The organism is Bacillus cereus group sp. BfR-BA-01453, from assembly GCF_022662915.1.
GTDB classification, from domain to species: Bacteria; Bacillota; Bacilli; order Bacillales; family Bacillaceae_G; genus Bacillus_A; species Bacillus_A paranthracis.
Map to the genome: position 1 here is coordinate 139950 of NZ_JAKUEN010000010.1, position 23204 is coordinate 163153.

Sequence of the window (23204 nt, forward strand, 5' to 3'; positions counted from 1 at the left end):
TCTCCGCCCCCTAGTCCACGAGTGATACGTATTGTTTTCTTTGCCATTTTTGCTCGATTTCAACACCATTTTGCGGATTACGCTTTTTATCTCGCGGGTTTGAAGATGGTAACGGACGATTTCCTTTTTCACGTAATACACGCATTTTCACCATCGTTTGTTTGTACGCCGGTGTACACGTATAAAGGTCTGTTGCCGTCCCAGTTAAAATATTGATCGCTTCTTCATTTATCGTTGCATGCATCGGTAAGTATAGCTCTTTCCCCGTTACACGCTCAGTAATAAGCGCTTGTACTTTAATTTTGCCAAATGGTGATGCTAATTCTACAAGACCACCATCTTTCACATTGCGCTCTATAGCAAGTTCAGGTGAAATTTCAACGAACACTTCAGATACTTTAGATAAAATACCAGCCGACTTATTCGTCATATTCCCTTCATGGAAATGTTCTAGCATACGTCCATTATTTAAAAGTAAATCATACTCATCTGGCGCTACAACTGGTGGTACCCATTCATCTAGTGATAAACGAGCTAGTTTATCTGGGAAGTTAAATCCGTCTACATATAATAGCGGTGTATCACTACCATCATGACTACCCCAACATAAACTATTCCATCCTTCTAGACGATCGTACGTTGCTTGAGAGTATAACGGTGCAAGCGATGCGATTTCGTCCATAATTTCACTTGGACTTTCGTAATTCCAATCCCCGCCGAGTGCACGAGCAACTTTTTGTAAAATCCACCAATCTGGTTTTGAATCACCTAGTGGTTTTAATACTTCATATAATCTTTGAATACGTCGCTCTGTATTCGTAAACGTTCCTTCTTTTTCTAAGCTTGGTGCCGCTGGTAAAATAACATCAGCAAAACGAGCTGTTTTTGATAAGAACATATCTTGAACAACTAGGAAGTCTAAATTCGCTAAAATATGTTGCACATGGTTCGCATTGGAATCGACTAAAGCCATTTCTTCCCCCATGACATACATACCACGTAGTTTTCCTTCTTCTGCCGCAAGTAACATTGCGATATTATTTAATCCTGGTTCTTTCGGAATCGTTGTGCCGTATGCTTTTTCAAACTTAGCACGAAGCGTATCATCCGATACTGCTTGATAACCTGGAAGCCAGTTTGGTAATGTCGCCATATCACAAGCACCTTGTACGTTATTATGACCTCGTAATGGATATGCGCCTGCACCAGGACGACGATAGTTCCCCGTAACAAGCAGTAAATTGGAAATGGCAGCAGATGTTGTACTTCCCCCTGTATTTTGCGTTACACCCATTCCCCAAAGTATACAAGTTCCATCTGCTTCATATACCATACGAGCCATTTCTTTCAGGTTTTCTTTCGAAATTCCCGTAATTTCTTCTGTATAATCAAGCGTATACTTTTCTAACATTGTGCTATATTCATCAAAGTTCTTCACATTTTCAGCTATGAACTTTTTATCATGCCAATCTTGATCAATAATATATTTCGTAATACCAGCAAGCCATACGTAATCTGTACCTTGGCGCGGATGAATAAATAAATCCGCACGCTCTGCCATTTCATGTTTACGAAGATCTGCTACAATCAGTTTTTGCTCGTGTAATTTATGAGCACGTTTTACACGCGTCGCGAGTACAGGATGTCCTTCTGTTGGATTCGCACCAACGATAATGACAAGGCCTGCTTCAGCTATATCTTTCACTGTTCCAGCATCGCCGCCCATACCGACAGTTTTAAATAAACCATCAGTCGCTGGAGATTGGCAATAACGGGAGCAGTTATCTACATTATTTGTTCCATATATTTGACGAGCTAGTTTTTGCATAAGATAATTTTCTTCATTCGTTACTTTCGAAGAAGAAATAAATCCAAATGCATCGCTGCCGTATTCTGATTTAATATGTTGCATGTTAGAAGCCACAACTTCAAGAGCTTCTTCCCATGAAGCTTCAACAAACATATCTCCTTGGCGAATTAATGGCTTCGTAATTCGATCTTCACTATTTACAAAGTCCCATCCAAATTTACCTTTTACACATGTGGAAATGCCATTAACCGGTGCATCAGAAACAGGTTGCACTTTTAATATATGGCGATCTTTCGTCCATACTTCGAATGAACAACCGACACCACAAAATGTACAAACAGTTTTTGTTTTATTCACTTTCGTCTTACGCATCGCAGCCTCTACTTCTGAAACTGCTAAAATACTACTATATCCAGGCTCTACATCCTTTACAAAATCAATCATCGGATCTAACACATCTGATTTTAATCCTGTCATGAATCCAGCTTCACCTAACATTGATTTTTCCATTAACGCATTACATGGACATACTGTTACACACTGCCCACAACTTACACAAGATGAGTCATTTATACTTACACCATGATCCCATATAACACGCGGACGATCTAAGCTCCAGTCTATCGATATCGTTTCATTAACCTGTAGGTTTTGACATACTTCTACACACTGTCCACAAGCAATACATTGATTTGGATCATACCGATAAAACGGATGTGACATATCCACTTCACAAGCACTTACTTTCGGCTCATACGGATATTTCTGTTCTTCAATTCCCATCATGTGTACTGTATTATGAACCTTACAATTACCGTTATTGTTATCACATACGGTACAATACAATAAATGATTCTCTAATATTCGATCCATCGCCTCAGTCTGCGCCTCTTTCGCACGCTGTGACTGTCTTTCAATATGCATACCGTTCTCTAATTTCGTTGAACAAGCACGCATTAACTTCCCATCTACTTCTACAATACACGTATCACAAGTTTGAATTGGATCTACTTCTGGTACATGACAAATTTGAGGATGTTCCAAATTACTCTCGTTAAATAATTGTAGTATCGTCTTTTCACCTGATGCTGAAAATTCTTTACCATCTACGGTTACACGGACTGTCTGTTCTGCCATAGTTTCCCCTCTCCTTACAACCAACTGTACAACACATTTGTGAATCCGTTTTCATAAATGAATTACTGTACATATTTTTGAAACGCCCTGCCCAAATACTTTTCTTTTGAAGTCGATTCTAGATGTTTATAAGGCATCACTACGAAAGCTTGAAAATTTCACTATTCTACATTTCTATTATATCGTATATATACAATAATAACCAAAATAATCTGATACCTTCCTTCTAACAGCTGTTTTTATTTTTTCAATGTTTTATGATGAATGTGGGAGAAAATACATATAAAAGGGGAATTTCATATGGGGCCTACGCAAGAGAGTTATACAATTGTACGCTATTACTCTGGTACATTTTCAAAACAAACTGATGAGATTGTTACAGAATCTCCTATTACAATTAAATTGAATGGTGAAGAATATGTAACAGTCGTATGTACACCAAATTATATTGAAGATATGGTCATTGGTTTTTTAATTTCTGAGGGGATTATTTCTTCTTATAAAGATGTTGAAGAACTATGGGTGCAAAAAGATAACGGAATTGTCCATGTAACATCATCAAAAATAAATCCGCTCTATCAAAATTTATATAATAAACGATACATCACTTCCTGCTGCGGAAAAGGTAGACAAGGTTTTATTTTCGTTAACGATGCAGCAAAAGCAAAAGATTTACATGATATACATGTAAAAATTACTCCTGAAGAATGCTTTTACTTAATGAATACTTTACAACAATCTTCCACTACCTTTCGCCAAACTGGCGGTGTTCACAATACCGCGCTATGTGATCGAAACAATATCCTCCTATCAAGAATGGATATTGGAAGACATAATGCATTAGATAAAATATATGGACATTGTTTGCGTAACGATATATCTGTCAAAGGAAAAATCATTGCATTTAGCGGGCGTATTTCATCCGAAATTTTACTCAAAGTTTCAAAAATCGGATGTGAAATTGTTCTATCTAAGTCCGCTCCAACAAAACTAGCATTGCAACTCGCCCATGATTTAGGCATTACAGTCGTAGGATTTATTAGAAATGAATCCTGCAATATTTACACACATCCACATCGAATTGATGGTTATCGATCGAATAACTAAAATAACTCCTCAATCGAGGAGTTATTTTAGTTATGAAAATGTAATATATTAAACACTTGAATAGTTAATAAAGTTAATATATAATTTCATTACATAATTAAAAACAAAATATTGTAGCATATATCTTTTCATTCTTTTACACATTAAAAGAGACTGCTAACAAAACGCATACACATTCTTATATATGTAATGGATTTATTTGATTTAAAATCGACCAAGGAGGTTACAACGATGGAAATTCGCTTATTAACGACAGAGGACGCAGAAATATATTTAAAAGTTTGTATGGAAGGTTTAACGAAGAACCCGGAAGCTTTTAGCTCTTCTTATGAAGATGTTCTTAAACATGAAAATCCTGTGGCTGCTATGGCTAAACGATTAAGCAATCCGGATAAGTATACTCTAGGTGTCTTCAAAGATAACGATTTAATCGGCATTGCTACTTTAGAAACAAAGCCTTTCATTAAACAAGAACATAAAGCAAAAATCGGTTCCGTTTTTGTTTCCCCTAAAGCACGTGGCCTTGGAGCAGGACGAGCTCTTATTAAAGCAATTATTGAAAATGCCGATAAATTACATGTAGAACAACTTATGCTCGATGTTGTAGTTGGTAACGATGCAGCAAAAAAATTATATGAGTCATTAGGTTTCCAAACTTACGGCGTACAAGAGCGTTCATTAAAACATAACGGTCAATACTGGGACGAAGAACATATGGTTCTATTCTTAAATGATTAATACTTCAATCTAGTTTTCCAAAAGCATCTTTTTATTAAGAAAGATGCTTTTTTCATTACAACAATGTAATCTTCATGTCACCTTTATCGATCGTACCAAACCTTTCCATTCATTATACTAAAAATATAAAGTGAAACTTTACTCAGTGGGGAACTACATCCCACGCTGATCGCATGTACTTGATATGTAGAGGAGAATGTGACATGAAACAAAACAAACGAGCTATGCTTTTAATATTTACTACAGCAATTGTAACTTCTGGATTAGCAATTTTACCTTGGTTTATTATATAAAAATACTCCCCCTAACAACGAAAAAAGCTTATTGCTTCTTAAGAAGCAATAAGCTTTTTTTATATTATAAAATCCCCAAAATTTTATTTACACAACTTATAATAATAACCATAGATACGGCAACGCACATGACAACCGTATTACGATCTTGCTTTTCTTTTTTTGAAATTTCTTCTTTTGGATTCATGTGTATGATCTCCTTTTAAAAAAAGTGTGAGATAGGAAATTTTTCTTATCCGATGCGAGGTGAATACGAAAACCCTCTCTATCTCACATACACAATAGAATGGAATTGTCATTTTATAAATAAAATGACATGACGTTATGTCGCAACATAGGGTATTTTGTGTCGCTACGTTTTCTATTATAAAAAATAGTTGTGCAAAACTAGTGCATTTTTTATGTCAATTACTCTGAGCGAGAAATCACTCTTCCACTCAATCACATAAAAAGAGTTTTTTATCATTTTCATGTAAACTATACAAGTAGAATGAACAGTTTGGGGTGCACAAGATTATGGTGAAAATTTTATTAGTAGACGATGAAGAACGTATGTTACGATTATTAGATTTGTTCTTAAGTCCTCGTGGCTATTTTTGTATGAAAGCTACCTCTGGCCTTGAAGCACTAAAGTTAATAGAACAAAAAGACTTTGATATTGTTTTGTTAGATGTAATGATGCCGAATATGGATGGATGGGATACTTGCTATCAAATCCGTCAAATTTCCAACGTTCCAATCATTATGCTAACAGCTCGTAATCAAAATTACGATATGGTAAAAGGCCTTACGATCGGCGCAGATGACTATATTACAAAACCATTTGATGAGCATGTATTAGTTGCACGAATTGAGGCTATATTACGCCGTACAAAGAAAGATGGGTTTGTTAGCTTCAATGGTATTGAGTGGGATAAAACGAAACATACTGTCACAGTGTATGACGAAAAAATCTCACTGACTCCTATCGAATTTTCGTTACTTGGACTATTTTTACAAAATACAAACCGTGCTTATAGCCGAGATGATTTAATCGAAAAAATTTGGGGTTATGAAACAGACATTGAATATAGAACAATCGATTCACATATTCGCAATATCCGTGATAAATTACGTAAAAAAGGATTTCCAGTTGAAAATTACTTGGAAACTGTCTATAAAGTCGGATATAAATGGAAAAGTGAATAATTACTTCGGTCAGTGGAAAATACCATACCACTGATTAAAGTTTCACTTTATATGAAATAAGGTATGGTGAGAAAATGAGTAAACTTTCACTTAAAATTGGGACATACTTTTTAATACTAGCTTTATGTATTGAAACAATTGCTTTCGTATCTTTTTACAAAAGTATTTCAACAATGCGGATTGAGGAAGAAACACTAGCTCTTTTAGAAAAAGGTAATCGCTATAGTAACAAAATTACACAACGCGCAAAGTGGAGTGCATTTGCTAAAGAAAAGAAACACGGCGAACGCGCTGAATACAATAAAAATCCTAAGCGTCCTATATACCCAGAGTTCGATATCGCTGATGAGGCTGAACACTTAGTTGAATCAGAATCAATTGCTAACTCTGATATAGCTATCATTATAACGGACAATAATGGAAAAATCATTTCCACTTCAGAACCTGTAACAAAGGCGATGCAAAAACAACTTACTTGTAAAACAGAACATATTCCAGCCAACGGATTAGTTGTCGAAAAGAACTGGAAAAAATCAAAATTCATCACAACGGTAAGCCCACTTAATACAGCAGAGTTTCAAGGAAAGTTATATATGTTATTAAAAACATCTTTTTTAGAAAATATGTTACTTAAACTCATGAACCAATTTCTTATCATTAGTGTTTTGACTGTTATTCTAACGACTATTTCTGTCTTTGTTTTTTCTCGTGTTATTACAGAACCGCTTATAAAAATGAAGAGGGCAACAGAAAAAATGTCAAAATTAAATAAGCCAATTCAATTAGGTATTAAACGGAATGATGAACTTGGAAGCTTAGCAAAAACGATTGAAGATTTGTCCAGTGAACTAACTTATATGAAAAAAGAACGCAATGAATTTCTTGCTAGTGTCGCCCATGAACTATTAACTCCATTGACCTATATGAAAGGTTATGCGAAAGTAGCAAAGAGAGACACTTTAACGAAAGAAGAGCGAGAAGAATACTTACAAATCATTGAGGATGAAACAGATAGTGTAACTGATCTCGTTCAAGATTTATTTATGCTTGTACAATTAGAACAACACCAATTTGTTATAAAAAAACAAAAAGTGCTTCTTAGGCCTTTTTTAGAGCGAATGGTTGAAAAAACAAAAACAACATTAACGAATAAGCAAATGCAACTCCATGTATATTGTAAAGATGATTTAGAAGTTTGCATAGACGAAAGACGTATGGAACAAGTTATGTTAAATTTATTACACAATGCTTATCAACATTCGCTAGAAAACACCACTATTACAATACGCGTACTCACAGAAACAAATTCTTTTACAATAAGTGTACAAGATGAAGGTGAAGGTATTCCTGAGGAAGATATTCCGCATATTTTCGATCGTTTTTATCGTGTTGATAAATCTAGAACGAGAGCTACTGGAGGAAAAGGTATCGGGCTAGCTGTTGCGAAAGAAATTGTGGAATTGCATAACGGTGCCATTCTAACAACAAGCAAATTAGGGGTAGGAACAACCTTTATAATTGAGCTACCTTTTGAATAATATGTGTGTGAAAACACCAGTAGTAGTAAACACTACTGGTGTTATTTTGTTCATAAAATCAGCTCATTTAGGCTAAGCTTTTGAAATTATTCTTATTTCAATATAAAATAAAGTGAAACTTTAATCCATGGAATGGTTCACCCCATGGATTATTGGTTGAACCAATCGGGCATTTACGGGCAGTTATCTCCAATCTAGCTTCCGCGCATTCGCTGGATTTTAAAGTTGGAGTCTACTGCCCGTTAATGCGGGGTAAAGATACATTTGTCAAAGATTTGGAGGGTGATATAATTGGATATCCATGTATTAACAAAAGACGAAGCGGAAATTTACTTAGAACTTCGTGTAGAAGGATTAAAGCAAAACCCTGAAGCTTTTAGCTCTTCTTATGAAGATATTATTAATAAAGAGTGTGCGATTGAATATAAAGCACAAAAATTAGCACAAGATGAAAACTATACGCTAGGCGCATTCAAAGATGGAAAATTAATCGGGGTTGCAACACTGGAAACGAAACCATATGTAAAACAAGAACATAAAGCTAAAATTGGTTCTGTATATGTATCTCCAAAAGCACGCGGACTTGGAGCAGGAAAAGCACTTATTAAAGAATGTCTTGAGCTTGCTAAATCTTTAGAGGTGGAACAAGTTATGCTTGATGTTGTTGTTGGCAACGATGGAGCAAAAAAACTTTATGAATCATTAGGATTTAAAACATTCGGTGTGCAAGAACGTTCATTAAAATATAACGGACAATATTGGGACGAAGAGCATATGGTCTTATTCTTAGATGAAAATAAATAATAAAAAAACATCCTCATGCTTGGAGGATGTTTTTTTATTTTCTTGTATACCATGCCTTATGCAATAATTGAATCGCTTTCGCAATTTCTTCTTCTGATAAAATCGCGAACCCAAGTAAAACTACATTTTCAGGTGCAGTACCGTCTTTATAGTACGTAGAAACAGGATATATTTTAATACTATATTTCGCAGCTTCTTGAATGAGTTCCTCTTCTCGCATTCCATTATGCACTTTTAATAAAATGTGTAATCCCGAATCTTCCCCTATCACCTCAACACAATTAGAGAAATATTTCTCTATTTCAAAGACGAGCCGATCCCTCTTTTTCCGGTAGACGACACGCATTTTATGAATATGTTTTTCCCAATAGCCTTCATTTAAAAACTTTCTAATCACTTCTTGGTCCATTCTTGAAACACTTTGTGTATAAAATAAATATTGCTGTTGATACTTTTTAATTAATTTCTTCGGCAACACCATATAGCTCATCCGTAGCGATGGCAATAATGCTTTAGATAGCGTCCCCATATAAATAACTTTCCCCTCTGTATCTAACCCTTGCAACGCCGGTATAGGCTTTCCAGAATAGCGAAATTCACTATCATAATCATCTTCAATAATATACCTGTCTTTCGCTTTCTTCGCCCATTGTAAAAGCTGCGTCCTTCTCGTAATAGGCATAATCATTCCATACGGAAACTGATGGGAAGGTGTAACAAATACAACATTCGCATTGCTATGTTCTAAATCTGCCATACAAATGCCGTCCCTATCTAAAGACAACATTTGAACATTCTCTTCTCCCTGTTCAAAAACGACCATTTTCCTATGATACCCTGGGTTTTCCACTGCATAATTGCTTCCCTTTAGCAATTGAAACAATAGTTTCACTAATATTTGTGTTCCCGCTCCTAATACAATTTGACTAGCTGAGCAACGTACACCTCTAGATTCATACAAATAGTTCGCAATTTCCTCCCTTAAGCTCAATTCCCCTTGAGGGTGTCCAAGAAAAAGCAACTCATTATTATGTGGCTGCCATACATCATTAATAAGCTTGCGGTACGTAGTGAACGGAAAAGTATTCGTATCAACCCCTGTTTGTGTGAAATCAAATGTATAGTTCTCCTCCCGAAACGATACTTCTTCTACTTTCGCTTCGCTTCCTTCTACATCAATCATTTGTTCAACTTTACATACAAAATAACCTTTTCTCGATGCCGACTCAATATAACCTTCTGCAAGTAATTGCTCGTAAGCCGCTTCTACTGTATTCTTACTCACTTGTAAATAGCTCGCCAGTTTTCTTTTTGCAGGTAATTTTGTAAAAGCCGGAATCGTTCCATCTTTAATTTCTTTTTTTATATACTCATACAATTGCACGTATAACGCTATTTTACTTTGCGTATTTAAATTAGGCGTTAATTCTAACATAACATCTGACCCCTTAATAAAACTGAAATCTGATACTTTTTACAGTGCCAGATTATATATATAATTCCTTTTATCATGTCACACATAAAAAATCAAATACTCGAGAGGAGATGCATGATTATGAACAATAGTAGACGGATTGGACTCATTATGATTATTACAGGAGCTACCTTATGGGGGTTATCTGGCCCGATGATTCAGTGGCTATTTCAACATACTAACTTATCATCAATTGATTTTTTAACAATTCGATTACTGCTTGCAGGAATATTTATTTTATCTTTTTTACGGATAAAGAAACAAAACATTTTTCAAATTTGGAAACACACTAGACATTCTATACAACTTATTATTTTCTCTATTCTCGGCATGCTCGGTGCACAATACGCCTTTATCGAAACAGTTCATATCAGTAATGCGGTCACAGCAACATTATTTCAATTTCTAGGTCCTGTTCTCATTACCATTTATGTCGCATTTGAACAACGAAAATTCCCTGCTTCTATGCAACTACTCGCAATTATAACTGCACTAACGGGAACGTACTTTATTATTACAAACGGTTCAATTGAAAATATTGTTTTATCGAAAGAAGCCATTATTTTTGGCCTATTAACAGCAATTGGATTTGCATTTTATACTCTCCATCCAGCTTCTCTTATTAAAGAATGCGGAACAACCATAGTAATTGGCTGGGGGATGTTAATTGGAGGAATTGCACTGCTTATTTGTAATCGTTCGTTTGAATGGGATCAGCTTTCACAAACTTTTACACTAAAAACTTTTTCTATGCTTATTCTTATCATCATAAGTGGCACCCTTTCTTTCCTCCTTTATATCGGTAGTCTGAAATATTTAGCAGCAACAGAAACGAGCATTTTATCTAGCATTGAACCACTTGTAGCAGCTATCGTTTCAATCGCTTGGCTAAATGAATCATTTGGAGCGTATCAATTACTAGGCGGCGTATGTATCGTTCTTTCTGTTATTTTTTTGACGATGCCACAAAAAGAACGAGAACCAACCTTTTCAACTGAACAAATATAAAAAATGTCAAAAGAGGTCGTACAAAAATTACGACCTCTTTTTATACTTTAAAGGAATTGTCCCTCTTTCTGGCAAATACAATTACACTAACAGTAAAAATTAGGAGTGTGACACCATGAAAAAAATTGGAACTATGCTACTTTTCTCCTTTCTCATCACTGGATGCTCGCAATTGCAGCCTGATTCAGAAGCACCTAAAAAAGAAGCTATCGCCACGTCATCCACCCAAGTTAATGCACCTTCCTTCTTTCATCTTAGCGTTTTAAAAGATGTAAATTGGGAAGAAACACCCTCCTTCATACAAGAAAAAACACCTTTAAAAGGTATCGAAGAAAAAATCGCAATGGCTGATAGCCCTATTATCGCAAATGAAAAAAATGAAATGATGTGGTACTTTTTAGATCCTGAAATGCCAACTGGAAAACTATCTATTATTGCACTAAAACAAGGATCAGTAACCCCAACACCCGTACTCTTTCAACAAGAAACTTCTAAACCAACTTGGACTACTTCAAATACAATTGATTCTACTACAACCGAACTCCCACTCACTATGTCACTACCTTCATCTGGATTATGGGTATTAAATATATACGTGAATGAAAAATATTATGATCAGTTTGTAATTACTGCTGAGTAAAGTGACAAAGCTAAAACACTTCCTTACAACAATGTAATTTCTACGTCATGTACTTCGATAGTTGAAGTAACTCTCTTCTCTTATACTTAAAATAAGAAATGACACGAGGAGAGATGAGAGATGAAAAAAATGATAGAAGTGATCGTAGCAGTAACTGAGGTTTTAGTAAATGGTAAACAAGTTGCAATGGAATTAAATAAATAGTGAAGAAACATAAATAAATAATTTTACACTTCTTCATTATTTTGATTTCTTATCTCAAAAAAGCAGTGCCTTTTAGGCACTGCTTTTAGCTATTAATAACTTGGTATTTTCGTAATTTGCGCCACGCCTGAATCAATAGCTGCCTTCGCCACAGCTTCAGCAACACTTGGAACAACTCTTTTATCTAATGGATTCGGGATTACATAATTCGCATTACGTTCTTCGTCCGTAATGATGTTAGCGATCCCATACGCTGCCGCTAATTTCATTTCTTCTGTAATATCAGTCGCGCGCACATCTAACGCACCGCGGAATATTCCTGGGAACGCCAATACATTATTTACTTGATTCGCATAATCTGAGCGCCCGGTTCCTACTACAGCTGCCCCAGCCTTTAATGCATCCTCTGGGAAGATTTCTGGAATTGGATTCGCCATAGCGAACACAATTGCTTTCTCATTCATCATCTGTACAAGTTCTTTCGTTAATACGTTAGGGGCAGATACACCGATAAAAATATCAGCTTGATAAATCGCTTCTTTTAACGTTCCACGCACATGTTCTCGATTTGTCTTTTTTGAAACTTCAATTTGCGCTTCGTTCATCCATGCTTCACCTTCACAAACAATACCTTCTAAGCTAACTAACGTAATGTGCTTTGCACCAGCCTTTAATAATAATTTTCCAATTGCAATTCCTGCCGAACCAGCACCGTTAATAACAATTTTCACATGATCCATTTGTTTGCTAACAACTTTTAATGCATTAATAACAGCTGCTAAGACGACGATAGCTGTTCCATGTTGATCATCATGGAATACAGGAATATTCGTTTCTTCTTTTAATCGTTTTTCAATTTCAAAACAACGCGGTGCTGCAATATCTTCTAAATTGATCCCTGCAAATGTAGGCTCTAAATTTTTCACAAGGGTAACGATTTCATCCACATCAGTCGTACCTAAACATAACGGGAAAGCATCTACATTCGCAAATTTTTTAAATAATATACTTTTTCCTTCCATAACAGGCATAGCCGCTTTTGGTCCAATGTTTCCTAAACCAAGTACCGCTGTTCCGTCTGAGACAACTGCCACCATATTTCCACGTGCTGTATAGTCATACACTGTTTCTTCATCTGCTGCGATTGCTTTGCAAGACTCCGCTACACCTGGTGTATATGTCAGACTTAAATCATCCGCTGAATTTACTTCTACTTTACTTGTAATCTCAATTTTTCCTACTAATTCTTTATGCAATAACAATGATCTCTCATTAATTTGATTTTCTAACATACTTATAATCTCCCCTTAATTTGACAAGCTAGCTATATTTATATAGCTAGCTTGTTTGATCATGAAAACATTTTTAATAAAATTGTCGCTGTTACAACCATTGCTGCCCCGCCTAAACGAGTCGAAATTTGCGCGAACGGCATTAATTCCATTCGATTTGAAGCTGATAAAATAGCAACATCTCCAGTTCCGCCTAAACCGCTATGACATCCAGTTACAATTGCTGATTCAACTGGATACATTTTCATCACTTTCCCTACAAGAAAACCTGACGCTACCATTGTAAGAACAACCGATGCACATACGACAACATATCCTACTGAAAGAACTGCTGCTACGTCTTTTAGCGGAATATATAGCAATCCTAGTCCAACCATTAACGGCCAAGTTAAATTCTTCGAAATAAATTTATATAAATGGAATGCTCCTTGCTCCATTTTTGCGGGCATTAATTTAAAGTATTTCACAAGTGCTGCTGAGAAAATCATAATGATTGCCCCAGGGATACCGATGAACTTAGAAGCAAATCCTCCGAAGATGAAGAACGTACACGCGATTAATAAACCTGCTCCCATTAATGAGAAGTCAATTGGCTTCTCTGTATTTTGTTCTTTTAATAACTCGGCTTGATTATCTGTTTTTACTAATACACCGTTACCACTAAGCTCCGGTTTCTTCTCACCTAAACGCTTCATATACCCTGCACTCACAATAGCGAACATATTTCCAATAATAGCCGCTGGAATAAGCTGTGATACAAATGTTGCTGATGATTCGTTTAAAATATCACTATAAGCTAGCGATAATGGTAAAATCCCTTCCCCGATACCACCACTCACAATTGGTACGATGATAAAGAAGAATGTCTGCTTCATTTCAAATCCAAATAATGAACCGACCAATAATCCTACCGCTACAGAAGCTAACGTTCCTACCACTAAAGGAATAAACATGCGAACGAAACCTTGTACTAACACTTTACGGTTCATTCCTAAAATACTTCCGACTACTAAACAAGAAATATATAAATATAAAAAGTTCGATTTTTTCATTAACATAGTCGCAGCTTCCATTGAAGCTGGATTCATCCAGTTAAAAAATACAAGTAATGATGGAATAAATAACGAAAGTATTGCTGGACCACCGATATTTTTTAAAATTGGAATTCTCATCCCAATGTCACCTAAGAAAATACCCATGATCATAATAACCGCAAATCCACCAATCATATCTGCTGGTAATTTATTATATACAGATGCCCCATAAATAATAGCAGCCAATACTACATATAACGGTAAAGGTATAACACCGATTTTTACATTCATAATTTTAGAAGCGAAAGATTCTCTTTGTACTTCATTTCCTTCAGAAAATGATACCGCTTCCACATTCTTTTGAATTCCCATATGGCACCCCCTTATTTTCTTAATAACAATATTAAAACGCTTTCAATAGTAAAAATAGTTTTTGTAAGTTTTGTAATTGATTTTGTAATTAAAAAAAGTATAAGCGACTTATAATAAGTCGCTTATACGTAAAACTCTATTTTCTTTTGATCAACACATCTTAGTTTACTTACAGGTCTCCCCACATGTTGGTACATCATTTCGTTTTCTAACACTCCAATGTCAGTTAAAAACATTACATATTTCCGAATAGAAACTCTTGAAATCCCAACTAATTGTGACATTTCATCTGTTGTAAACGCTCGTCCATTCAGCGACTCGATCTTCTGCCAAATTAATTGCAACGTTTGCTTCGTTAATCCTTTCGGAAGCTCTTTAGTAACAGTAGGCTCTCTTTTTTCCTTTTGCAAAATTAACGAATCTAATTCCGATTGACTAATTTTTTGTTGTTCTTTCATGAAAGTAAGTTTTTCTCGATATATAGTTAATGCTTCTTTGAATCGTTCAAATGTAAATGGTTTAATTAAATAATCTACTACGCCATATTGTAATGCTTTTTTAATACTCCCCATATCATGTACAGCTGAAATCATCATAATATCGATTTCTTTTTCTTGATTCCGAATATACATTAAAAGCTCAAATCCAGTCTCTTCAGGCATAAAAATATCAAGTAATACTAAATCTACTCTTGATTCCTCTAATACTTCTATCGCCGATTTTACCGAATTAACTGCTTGAACAAGTTCAAACCCTCCTACTTGCTCTAAATAATGCGTATTTAACATTGCTACCATCGGGTCATCTTCTACAATTAAAACTTTAATCATATTTGCCTCTCATCCCTACCTTTAGGTATTTCAATTGTTATCTTTGTTCCCTTTCCTACTAATGAATGCATATGAATTTCCCCATTTATTCGCTGTATACTTTCTTTTACAAGATACAAACCATAACCACGGTTATCTCCCTTTGTGGAATAACCTTTCGTAAATAATGCCTCTATTTCTTTTTCTTGTATACCTTTTCCCGTATCTTGCACTGTAATAATTAATGTATTCCCATATCGTATCTCAACTTCAACTTGCTTCTTTTCACAATTCGTCACTGCCTCTAATGCATTATCAATTAAATTTCCGACAATCGTAATTAGTTCATGAGTAATACTTTCATCATCTATTTCTGGCATGTAAGAATCTTCACTTATAATTAATTTTATATTTTTCTCTCTAGCATAGCTCAGTTTTCCGAGTAAAAAACCAGCAAATACTGGACTTTTTATTCTTTTCATAATCCCACCAATTTCATATTGATGCTCTGATACCATACCACTTATATACTTTTGTAATTCTTCATACTGTTTCATATGTGTAAGCCCTAATACGACATGCATTTTATTCATAAATTCATGCGATTGTGCCCGTAATGCTTCTGCATATAACCTAATACCAGTTAATTCTTCTGCTAATTTTCTAATCTCTGTTTTATCACGAAATGTTGCAATCGCGCCAACTATTTCTCCTTTTACATATAAAGGAACACGATTCGTTACAATCGTAATTCCATAAATATTTTGTTCTTCGTTTAATTGTACCTCTCCAGTTTGTAATACTTCCTTTATACGCGAATTAGGCATATACAACTCAACGTCTTTACCGATAAAATCTTCTTCAAGTCCACTTTTCTTAAACAATCGTTTTGCCTCATTATTTATTAAAGTTACATTGGCCTCTTTATCTACAGCAATAATACCTTCCTTTACAGATTGTAGCATCGTATTTCTTTCTTCAAGAATTTTCGCTATCCTGTGAGGTTCAAGACCAAATAAACTTTTCTTTATATGTCTAGCTAGCAATATTGCTCCTATCATTCCGACTAGTACCCCAACTCCAACTCCAATATAAATGATATGTCTACTTTCCTTAACTCTCTCTTTTACATTATCTGCTGAAATACCAACGGCCACCGCTCCAAGTTGTTCACCTGTTTCAGAAAATATAGGTACAAACACTCGCATTGAAATACCCAAAGTTCCTTCTGCCAGCGATACATGTTCCTTTCCTTTCAATACAGGCCCTTCATCTCCCCCAATAAAATGATGACCTATTTTTTGAGGATTTGGATGTGACTTTCTTATTCCATTCATGTCCATAACTACAATAAATTGAACACCTGTGTTTTTTAATATTCTATTTGTATACGTTTGGATTGCAGCAGTATCTGTTTTCCCAATTAAACCATCAATTACAATTGAATCATTCGCCACAATGTGTGCAATTGTTTTTGCTTTCTCTGCTTGGCTATCCTCCGTTGTCCGTTCTACATTGTGACTAATTAATATATCTGTCACAAGTAAAGAAAAAATTACAACTGTACAAACTAACAATGTAATCGTTTTCCATAAATTCCATAGTCTTTTTCTTTTTTTCATCCCGTTAATGACTCCCCTAATTGCTGAATAGAAAAATAAGTAAGGTGATATTATTCTCACCTTACTTATCTGCTGTTATTATACTTTAAATTTACTAGTCATCGCTTGTAGTTCTTCGGCCATCTCAGCTAAGTTTTGTGAAGCTGAACTAATTTCTTCCATTGAATTCACTTGTTCTTCTGTTGAAGCAGCAACACTTTGCATACTAGCTGTATTTTCTTCTGCAGCCGCTGCAATTTCATCAATAGCATTTGTCACTTCATTTGCATCTCCAGCAATTCTCTTCGTTGTTTCTACCATTTCATTCACTTGAGAAACAATATGTGTAGTAGAACTTAAAATTTCCGTAAAACTTACTTTCGTTTTTGTTACAACATCAAGACCTTGTTGAACTTCCTCATTCACATTATCCATCGCTTTAACAGTATGTTCAATATCAGCCTTAATTTCTGCAATTAAATTCGCAATCTCTCCAGATGATTCTCCTGATTGCTCCGCTAATTTTCTAACCTCATCTGCTACAATAGCAAACCCTCGGCCCTGTTCACCTGCTCTTGCTGCTTCAATAGCCGCATTTAAAGCTAAAAGGTTCGTTTGAGTAGCGATATTTTGAATTGCTTCAGAAATAGCTCCTACCTGCTTTGATTTCTCATCAAGAAGTTTAATAATGGCATCTGACTCGGATACCGACCTAGAAATAGACTGCATTTGTTTTGCTGTTTGTTCAACCAATTCCTCCCCTTCTTCAGCTCTTTCTCTCGCATGCAATGAGGAGATAGAAATTGATTCTGCACTTCCAGTTACATCTTGAATTGCTGTATTTACTTGTTGTAATGTAGCCGCACCTTCTTCAACACCTTGACTTTGTGATTCAGCCCCACCTGATACTTGTTCCATTGCAATTGTAATTTGATCTGTCGCATCATTTGCTTGCTGTACGCTCGCTGTTAACTCTTCAGCCGATGCCGCCACATGTTCTGCTGAAAAACTAATTTGAGTAATCACATCTTGTAAAGAGGCAGACATTTCATTAAAGGAATTCCCTAATTTCCCTATGTCATCCTTGGAATAGATTGTAATTTTCTCTGTTAAATCTCCCTTACTAATTTTATGTGCCGAGTCAGCTATTTTTCTTAATGGTCTTGTAATAGACTTTGTAATGAAATAAATTAATACACTACCAAATACAATAGCGATAGCAATAACAATAAAAGTCTTATAAAATACTGGATTCGCAGCTTGGGTAATTTCTTCATCAAACATAACTCCAACTACTTTCCAGCCCGTTTTCTCATTTGTTGCAAAGATTAAATTCTTTTTATCATCTTGTTCTGTATAAGAGACATTTCCTTGTTTTTCTTCATAAATCGGTTTAATCCAAGGGTCAGTAACTTTTGCACCTGGTTTTCTAGATGGATGACTAACAATTTGCTTATTTTGATCTAAAATAACTGCATAACCTTTTTCACCAATGTTAATCATTTTGGAAATTTTCAAGATGTTATCTAAATTCAAGTTAATTCCTATAACACCTTTACCATCTTTTACTTCTTTTGCAATTGTCACTACCATATTTTTTGTAGATGCTGATTGATATGGTGCAGTAACAATTACTTTCCCTTTATTTTCATGTGCTTCTTTATACCAAGATCTATCTGTTGGATTATACCCATCATCCATTTTGATAAATGGTTCTCTTATAAACTTTCCTGTCTGCGTTCCAATATAAATACCTTCTACTTCTGGATGAAGTTTTATATATTGCGCTAACTTCGTTCTTACTATTTCTTCTTGTCCGTTTGGATATGTATCCTCTGTTAAGATGTCTGCAAAGTATGCTGCATCAACAAATTTCTCTTCTATATTTTGAGAAATAACAGTATTTAAAATCGAAATATTTTCCTTTGCTTTACCTGTGATTTGTTGTTCAAAATTTGTTTTGGCAGTTTGATATGAAACACCACCGATAATAAGTCCTGGTATAGTTAAAATTAGAAAAAATGAAATGATTAATTTTTTCTTGATACTCATACATTTAACCCAGTTAAATATTTTTTGCATAATAAGCCTCCTTTATGGAATGTGAATACTTGTGTAATTTTATACAAGCAACATATATAAAACAATATATAATGATAAAATGTAATTTTTTTGTCAATTATGCATTTTTACATATTCACTACTTCTAAAGATGTAATCATAAAAAATAAGAGAACTTCAGCTTATTATATATGCTGAAGTTCTCTTATTTCGTAACAAAAAGCCCCCACAAAAACTCCTCTTACAATTCCTTACATCCCTTTCCTTACTAATTGCTTTTCACATAACTAATCGCCTGACTCCCCATTTGCACCCATGCCTGTTCAAAGTTTTCTCTCGGTACTTTTACATCTAAACTATCACTTAGAGGATCTCGAATGTATACAAATTCCTTATCATATCCAATAAGTACTACACAATGTTCATTATACGTAATAGAAACATCTCCACTATTTGTTTCCCATGTAGTAAATTCATCTTCATCTAATGGCGCAAATGTTGCATTTGTAATCATAACTACCGGTTGTCCTGATTTTACACTCTTATAAAGTTCTCCTATACTCTTCCCCGTTAAGTCCACAGCTTTATTAGGTAAATACTGTTTCGCTAATTGAAATAGCGGTCCATGATATACACCATATCCAGATTCAGAAAAGGTATAAATATTCCCTACAAATCCTTCATTTGGGTTCCCACGTATACCATCGTTCATAAAATCAACTTTCTTTATTTCGTTTGCTAATTTCATCTTATCCACTGTAATACCTGCGTATTGTAACATCATCGCTAAGCTCGTCACTTCACAGCCTCTATCTAACTCTGGTAACTGCTGAATGAAAGGTACATTTGATAAGATGACCTTTTCATCACGATCAAACTCCACTTGTTTTCCGCTTCGTATATGGAAGAATGTTAACTTCTCCACATACTTTGTAATTCCATTTGTATATACGTTCCATACTGCTATAGCTAGTAATGCTATGCATATATACCACTTAAACCTTCGTATCACTCTCACGCCCTTCTTAGTTCGTTAAATAAGAATAAAACGCGTCAGCATCCGTGCGAATTACCGGTACAAAATTTAGTTCTTTTCCTTTTTCAGGCTGATCTTTTTTTATTTTTTCTGCTAGTTCTTGAGTGTTCCTATTCGTTTTATCCATATTAAGTTCATCTGCCATTTGTAACACCTTTTGTTCATTAATTTCACTTAATACTTGATATATATCTTTCCCATACAAATCAATATGATATTTTTTTGCCTCTTCTTGCACTTTTTGTTCGTACACTTCTTGTGCTAACTCTTCTATCTCTTTTCCTTTTTGTGAAATCTCTAACTTCCTTGCTTCCTCTCTTACTTTCGTTCCATAGATTTCTTCCGCAATTTCCTCTATTTCTTTTCCATTTGTTGAAATACCTAATTTATCCGCTTCATCGCTAATTTTAATCGTATTAATTTGAGTAATCAAATTTACAATTGATGTATTTTCTATTGATATGCCTAGCTTTAACGCTTCTTGCTTCACTTTTGTTTCATAGATTTCTTCTGAAAGAGTTCCAACATCTTTTCCTTCAATCAAAATTCCTAACTGTTCTGCTTCTCTTCCTACTTCCGTCTCATGGATTTCTTTTTCTAGCGTAATTTGTTCTTTCCCTGCCGTTTCAATCCCTAAATTCTCCGCCTTTTCTTCTGTATGTACAACATGTATCTTTCCATTGTTTAATTGTTCTTTGCTGCGCTGCTTGTAATCTGTCTTTCCTTTTGATGTTTCAGAAGGAGAGGCACCCCCTAATATACTTAAACTCATTACTCCAATAGTGAATACCATCATCATTTTCTTTTTCAAAATTAATTCCTCCCTCTTACACTTTCTTTTCCATCATTCCCTATTCATAATCGAAATAACATTATGATCGATGTAATCTACTCAAATACCTTTTTATAATCGCTTCTTTATAGGGCGAACTTTCCGTATACAATACATGTTAAAAATAGTTTCTTAACTTTCCCTTAAAAAAAGACGACCTTGTAAAAACAAGATCGTCTTCTTACTTATATTTTTTGGTTTTTAGGGAAAATCACTTCAAAACAAGTAGCATCTCCCCATTTGCTCTCTACTGATATTTTTCCGTAATGTTTTTCTACAATCCAATTTGCGATTGAAAGACCTAATCCAGCTCCTTCTGACGTACTTCTCGCTTTATCCCCTTGATAAAAACGATTAAATAGTTTGGGGATATCCTCATCTTTCACTCCTATCCCATCATCTTTCACTCGTATACGAATTGAACTGTTCATTTGCGTACAATCGATTTGAATATGACCACCTTCATTCGTATACTTCATCGCATTATCTAACAGTATGACCATCATTTGATGAATCCGCTCTCTATCACCCATAAAAGATACGCCACGTTCTACTTTTAATATCATTTCTTTTTTTTGATAAGAAGCAATCTCCTTATATGGAGCTACTATTTCTTCTAACAATTTATCGAGTTCAAATGTTTTCTTATCCATCTCAATTTGATTAGAATCAGAACGCGCTAGCAATAATAAATTACTAACGAGTTTTGATAACCGCCTACATTCTTTTGAAATTGTAGAAATATCCATCGCTTTTTCTTCTATCGTAGCGGATGGTGACTGGAATAAAACATCTGTTTTTGATTGAATAACTGCAAGCGGTGTCCTTAGTTCATGTGATGCATCAGAAACGAATTGCTGCTGTTTTTCCCATGAATTTTGAATGGGTACGAGTGCCCTGCCAGCTAAGAAAAAGCCAATTCCTATTGCACATAAACTTCCTACGCTACAACCTATCACAAGAATTAAAAATAAAGTATGTAACATTTCTTTTTCAGCTGTTATATCCCTTGCAATTTGAACTATTTTTGCATCTTTCTGAAATGCAAATATTCTAAAATATTGTCCTTGTACTTCTATATCTTGTAAAGTTCCTAATTTCTTTGGAGAAAATTTTTCCAAATTATCTTCAAAGATAAAACGACGTTTGCCGTTTTCAATATCTATCTCCACCGTGTTTCCCAGCCAAGTTAACTCCATTATCCTTGGATCCCCAATTGGAGGATATCCCCTAATTTTTTTAGGTAGTTTTTTATCATCTGCATTCTTTCTATGTTGAACGGCTTTTTCTATCGATTCATTTACTCCACTATAAATACGCTTATATGTGTAAGAATAAATGATACTACCTAATACGCCTATCAAAATGATAAATACTAATGAATTCAATATAGTCAATCGAATACGCGTCTTCTGAAACATACTTCCCTTTTTCATTGTTCTTTTAATATATATCCAATACCTCGAACGGTTTGAATATCTTTCTGATAACCGAATGGCTCTAATTTTTTACGTAAATGATGTACATACACTTCTACAATTGCCACTGTCGTATCTGAATCAAATCCCCAAACACGATCAAAAATTTGTTCCCTCATTAAAATCTTTCCGCTATTTTGAACGAGGTACTCTAGAAGCTCATATTGTTTTAATGTTAACTTCATACTTTGTCCATCTACTTGAACATCTTTATCTTTTCCAAACAGTTCAATCCCTTTATAGCGAATAGTCTGCTTTGTTGTTAAACTACCACTTCTTCGTAACAAAGCACGAATTCTTGCTTTTAATTCTGGAGCCTGAAACGGCTTAACGATATAGTCATCTCCACCAAAATCCAACCCTTTTACGCGATCTTCTAAAGAATCTCTCGCTGTTAAAAACAGGACTGGTGTTTCAATCTTTTCATCACGTATTTTTTGAATTACTTCAAAACCGTCCATTTCTGGCATCATCACATCAAGCAAAATTGCGTCATATATATTTTGTAATGCTAGAAATAATCCCTCTTCTCCATTCAATGCTGTATCTACTTCAAATTCGTCGTGTAATATTTCGACAATAGATTCTAATAAAGAAGCATTATCTTCTACTACGAGTAAGCGCATATTCTCACCTTCCACCATATTGTTCAATTCTATTTATAATTACATTTTAACGTTTTTCTCGACATAAAATTTGGAAGACTTATTATACAAGCTCTTCCTTAAATTTAGCTTAATAAAAAATT

19 protein-coding genes and 1 pseudogene are annotated in these 23204 nt (G+C 34.8%); 7 read left to right on the forward strand and 13 right to left on the reverse strand.

Going from position 1 to position 23204, the window contains the following annotated elements; genetic code table 11:
* Positions 1-10: 10 nt before the first annotated feature.
* Positions 11-2947: a formate dehydrogenase subunit alpha gene (gene fdhF / locus MR070_RS19180; RefSeq protein ID WP_000840640.1), complete on the reverse strand. Its 2937-nt coding sequence runs from the start codon at positions 2945-2947 to the stop codon at positions 11-13.
* A gap of 300 nt (positions 2948-3247) precedes the next feature.
* On the opposite strand from fdhF, the gene fdhD reads away from it, so the two are divergent.
* The gene (gene fdhD / locus MR070_RS19185) at positions 3248-4054 is read left to right on the forward strand and encodes a formate dehydrogenase accessory sulfurtransferase FdhD (RefSeq protein ID WP_242261820.1); all 807 of its coding nucleotides are present in this window, start codon (positions 3248-3250) and stop codon (positions 4052-4054) included.
* Positions 4055-4285: 231 nt separating this feature from the next.
* The gene (locus MR070_RS19190; protein ID WP_000405883.1) at positions 4286-4792 is read left to right on the forward strand and encodes a GNAT family N-acetyltransferase; all 507 of its coding nucleotides are present in this window, start codon (positions 4286-4288) and stop codon (positions 4790-4792) included.
* A 357-nt stretch (positions 4793-5149) separates the two neighbouring features.
* Here the strand turns inward: MR070_RS19190 and MR070_RS27080 are convergent, their stop codons facing one another.
* Positions 5150-5272 carry a hypothetical protein gene (locus MR070_RS27080; protein WP_001068392.1) on the reverse strand — a complete coding sequence of 41 codons (123 nt, stop codon included), beginning with the start codon at positions 5270-5272 and terminating at the stop codon, positions 5150-5152.
* Positions 5273-5601: 329 nt separating this feature from the next.
* On the opposite strand from MR070_RS27080, the gene MR070_RS19195 reads away from it, so the two are divergent.
* The 3 genes from MR070_RS19195 to MR070_RS19205 all read left to right on the forward strand — a co-directional run bounded on the left by MR070_RS19195 (position 5602) and on the right by MR070_RS19205 (position 8615).
* The gene (locus tag MR070_RS19195) at positions 5602-6273 is read left to right on the forward strand and encodes a response regulator transcription factor (RefSeq protein WP_000238954.1); all 672 of its coding nucleotides are present in this window, start codon (positions 5602-5604) and stop codon (positions 6271-6273) included.
* A 74-nt stretch (positions 6274-6347) separates the two neighbouring features.
* On the forward strand, positions 6348-7811 hold the full coding sequence (locus MR070_RS19200) for a HAMP domain-containing sensor histidine kinase (protein ID WP_000041016.1): 1464 nt from the start codon (positions 6348-6350) through the stop codon (positions 7809-7811).
* Between the two features lie 291 nt (positions 7812-8102).
* A complete protein-coding gene (locus MR070_RS19205) occupies positions 8103-8615 on the forward strand; it encodes a GNAT family N-acetyltransferase (RefSeq protein WP_000351212.1) in 513 nt (170 codons plus the stop codon).
* 34 nt (positions 8616-8649) lie between these two features.
* On the opposite strand, the gene pdxR is transcribed toward MR070_RS19205, so the two are convergent.
* Positions 8650-10050 carry a MocR-like pyridoxine biosynthesis transcription factor PdxR gene (gene pdxR / locus MR070_RS19210; RefSeq protein ID WP_000891919.1) on the reverse strand — a complete coding sequence of 467 codons (1401 nt, stop codon included), beginning with the start codon at positions 10048-10050 and terminating at the stop codon, positions 8650-8652.
* 120 nt (positions 10051-10170) lie between these two features.
* Between pdxR and MR070_RS19215 the strand changes: the two genes are divergently transcribed.
* Both MR070_RS19215 and MR070_RS19220 read left to right on the forward strand, forming a co-directional pair.
* A complete protein-coding gene (locus tag MR070_RS19215) occupies positions 10171-11097 on the forward strand; it encodes a DMT family transporter (RefSeq protein ID WP_242261821.1) in 927 nt (308 codons plus the stop codon).
* 115 nt (positions 11098-11212) lie between these two features.
* The gene (locus tag MR070_RS19220; protein ID WP_242261822.1) at positions 11213-11737 is read left to right on the forward strand and encodes a DUF4871 domain-containing protein; all 525 of its coding nucleotides are present in this window, start codon (positions 11213-11215) and stop codon (positions 11735-11737) included.
* 296 nt (positions 11738-12033) lie between these two features.
* Here the strand turns inward: MR070_RS19220 and MR070_RS19225 are convergent, their stop codons facing one another.
* The 10 genes and pseudogenes from MR070_RS19225 to MR070_RS19265 form a co-directional block, all read right to left on the reverse strand.
* Positions 12034-13233: an NAD(P)-dependent malic enzyme gene (locus MR070_RS19225; RefSeq protein ID WP_139896165.1), complete on the reverse strand. Its 1200-nt coding sequence runs from the start codon at positions 13231-13233 to the stop codon at positions 12034-12036.
* Between the two features lie 59 nt (positions 13234-13292).
* Positions 13293-14639, reverse strand: coding sequence for a 2-hydroxycarboxylate transporter family protein (locus MR070_RS19230; RefSeq protein ID WP_000512725.1), 1347 nt, complete (start codon positions 14637-14639; stop codon positions 13293-13295).
* 122 nt (positions 14640-14761) lie between these two features.
* Positions 14762-15469: a response regulator gene (locus tag MR070_RS19235; protein WP_000598678.1), complete on the reverse strand. Its 708-nt coding sequence runs from the start codon at positions 15467-15469 to the stop codon at positions 14762-14764.
* Positions 15466-17070 (reverse strand): sensor histidine kinase, encoded by a 1605-nt coding sequence (locus tag MR070_RS19240; RefSeq protein WP_242261823.1) that lies wholly within the window; start codon positions 17068-17070, stop codon positions 15466-15468. The genes MR070_RS19235 and MR070_RS19240 overlap by 4 nt, the downstream gene beginning before the upstream one ends.
* A gap of 78 nt (positions 17071-17148) precedes the next feature.
* Positions 17149-18096, reverse strand: coding sequence for a methyl-accepting chemotaxis protein (locus MR070_RS27320; RefSeq protein WP_438881204.1), 948 nt, complete (start codon positions 18094-18096; stop codon positions 17149-17151).
* A pseudogene (locus tag MR070_RS27325) lies at positions 18088-19131 on the reverse strand (HAMP domain-containing protein); the annotation flags it as partial. The gene MR070_RS27320 and the pseudogene MR070_RS27325, both read right to left, overlap by 9 nt.
* A 247-nt stretch (positions 19132-19378) precedes the next feature.
* Positions 19379-20122, reverse strand: coding sequence for a C39 family peptidase (locus tag MR070_RS19250; protein ID WP_000621162.1), 744 nt, complete (start codon positions 20120-20122; stop codon positions 19379-19381).
* Between the two features lie 13 nt (positions 20123-20135).
* Entirely contained in the window at positions 20136-20957 is an 822-nt protein-coding gene (locus tag MR070_RS19255) for a transporter (protein ID WP_242261824.1), read from the reverse strand.
* A 206-nt stretch (positions 20958-21163) separates the two neighbouring features.
* On the reverse strand, positions 21164-22414 hold the full coding sequence (locus tag MR070_RS19260; protein ID WP_242261825.1) for a sensor histidine kinase: 1251 nt from the start codon (positions 22412-22414) through the stop codon (positions 21164-21166).
* Complete coding sequence (locus MR070_RS19265; protein WP_001238608.1) at positions 22411-23082, reverse strand: response regulator transcription factor; 672 nt, start codon at positions 23080-23082, stop codon at positions 22411-22413. The genes MR070_RS19260 and MR070_RS19265 overlap by 4 nt, the downstream gene beginning before the upstream one ends.
* Positions 23083-23204: the final 122 nt, after the last annotated feature.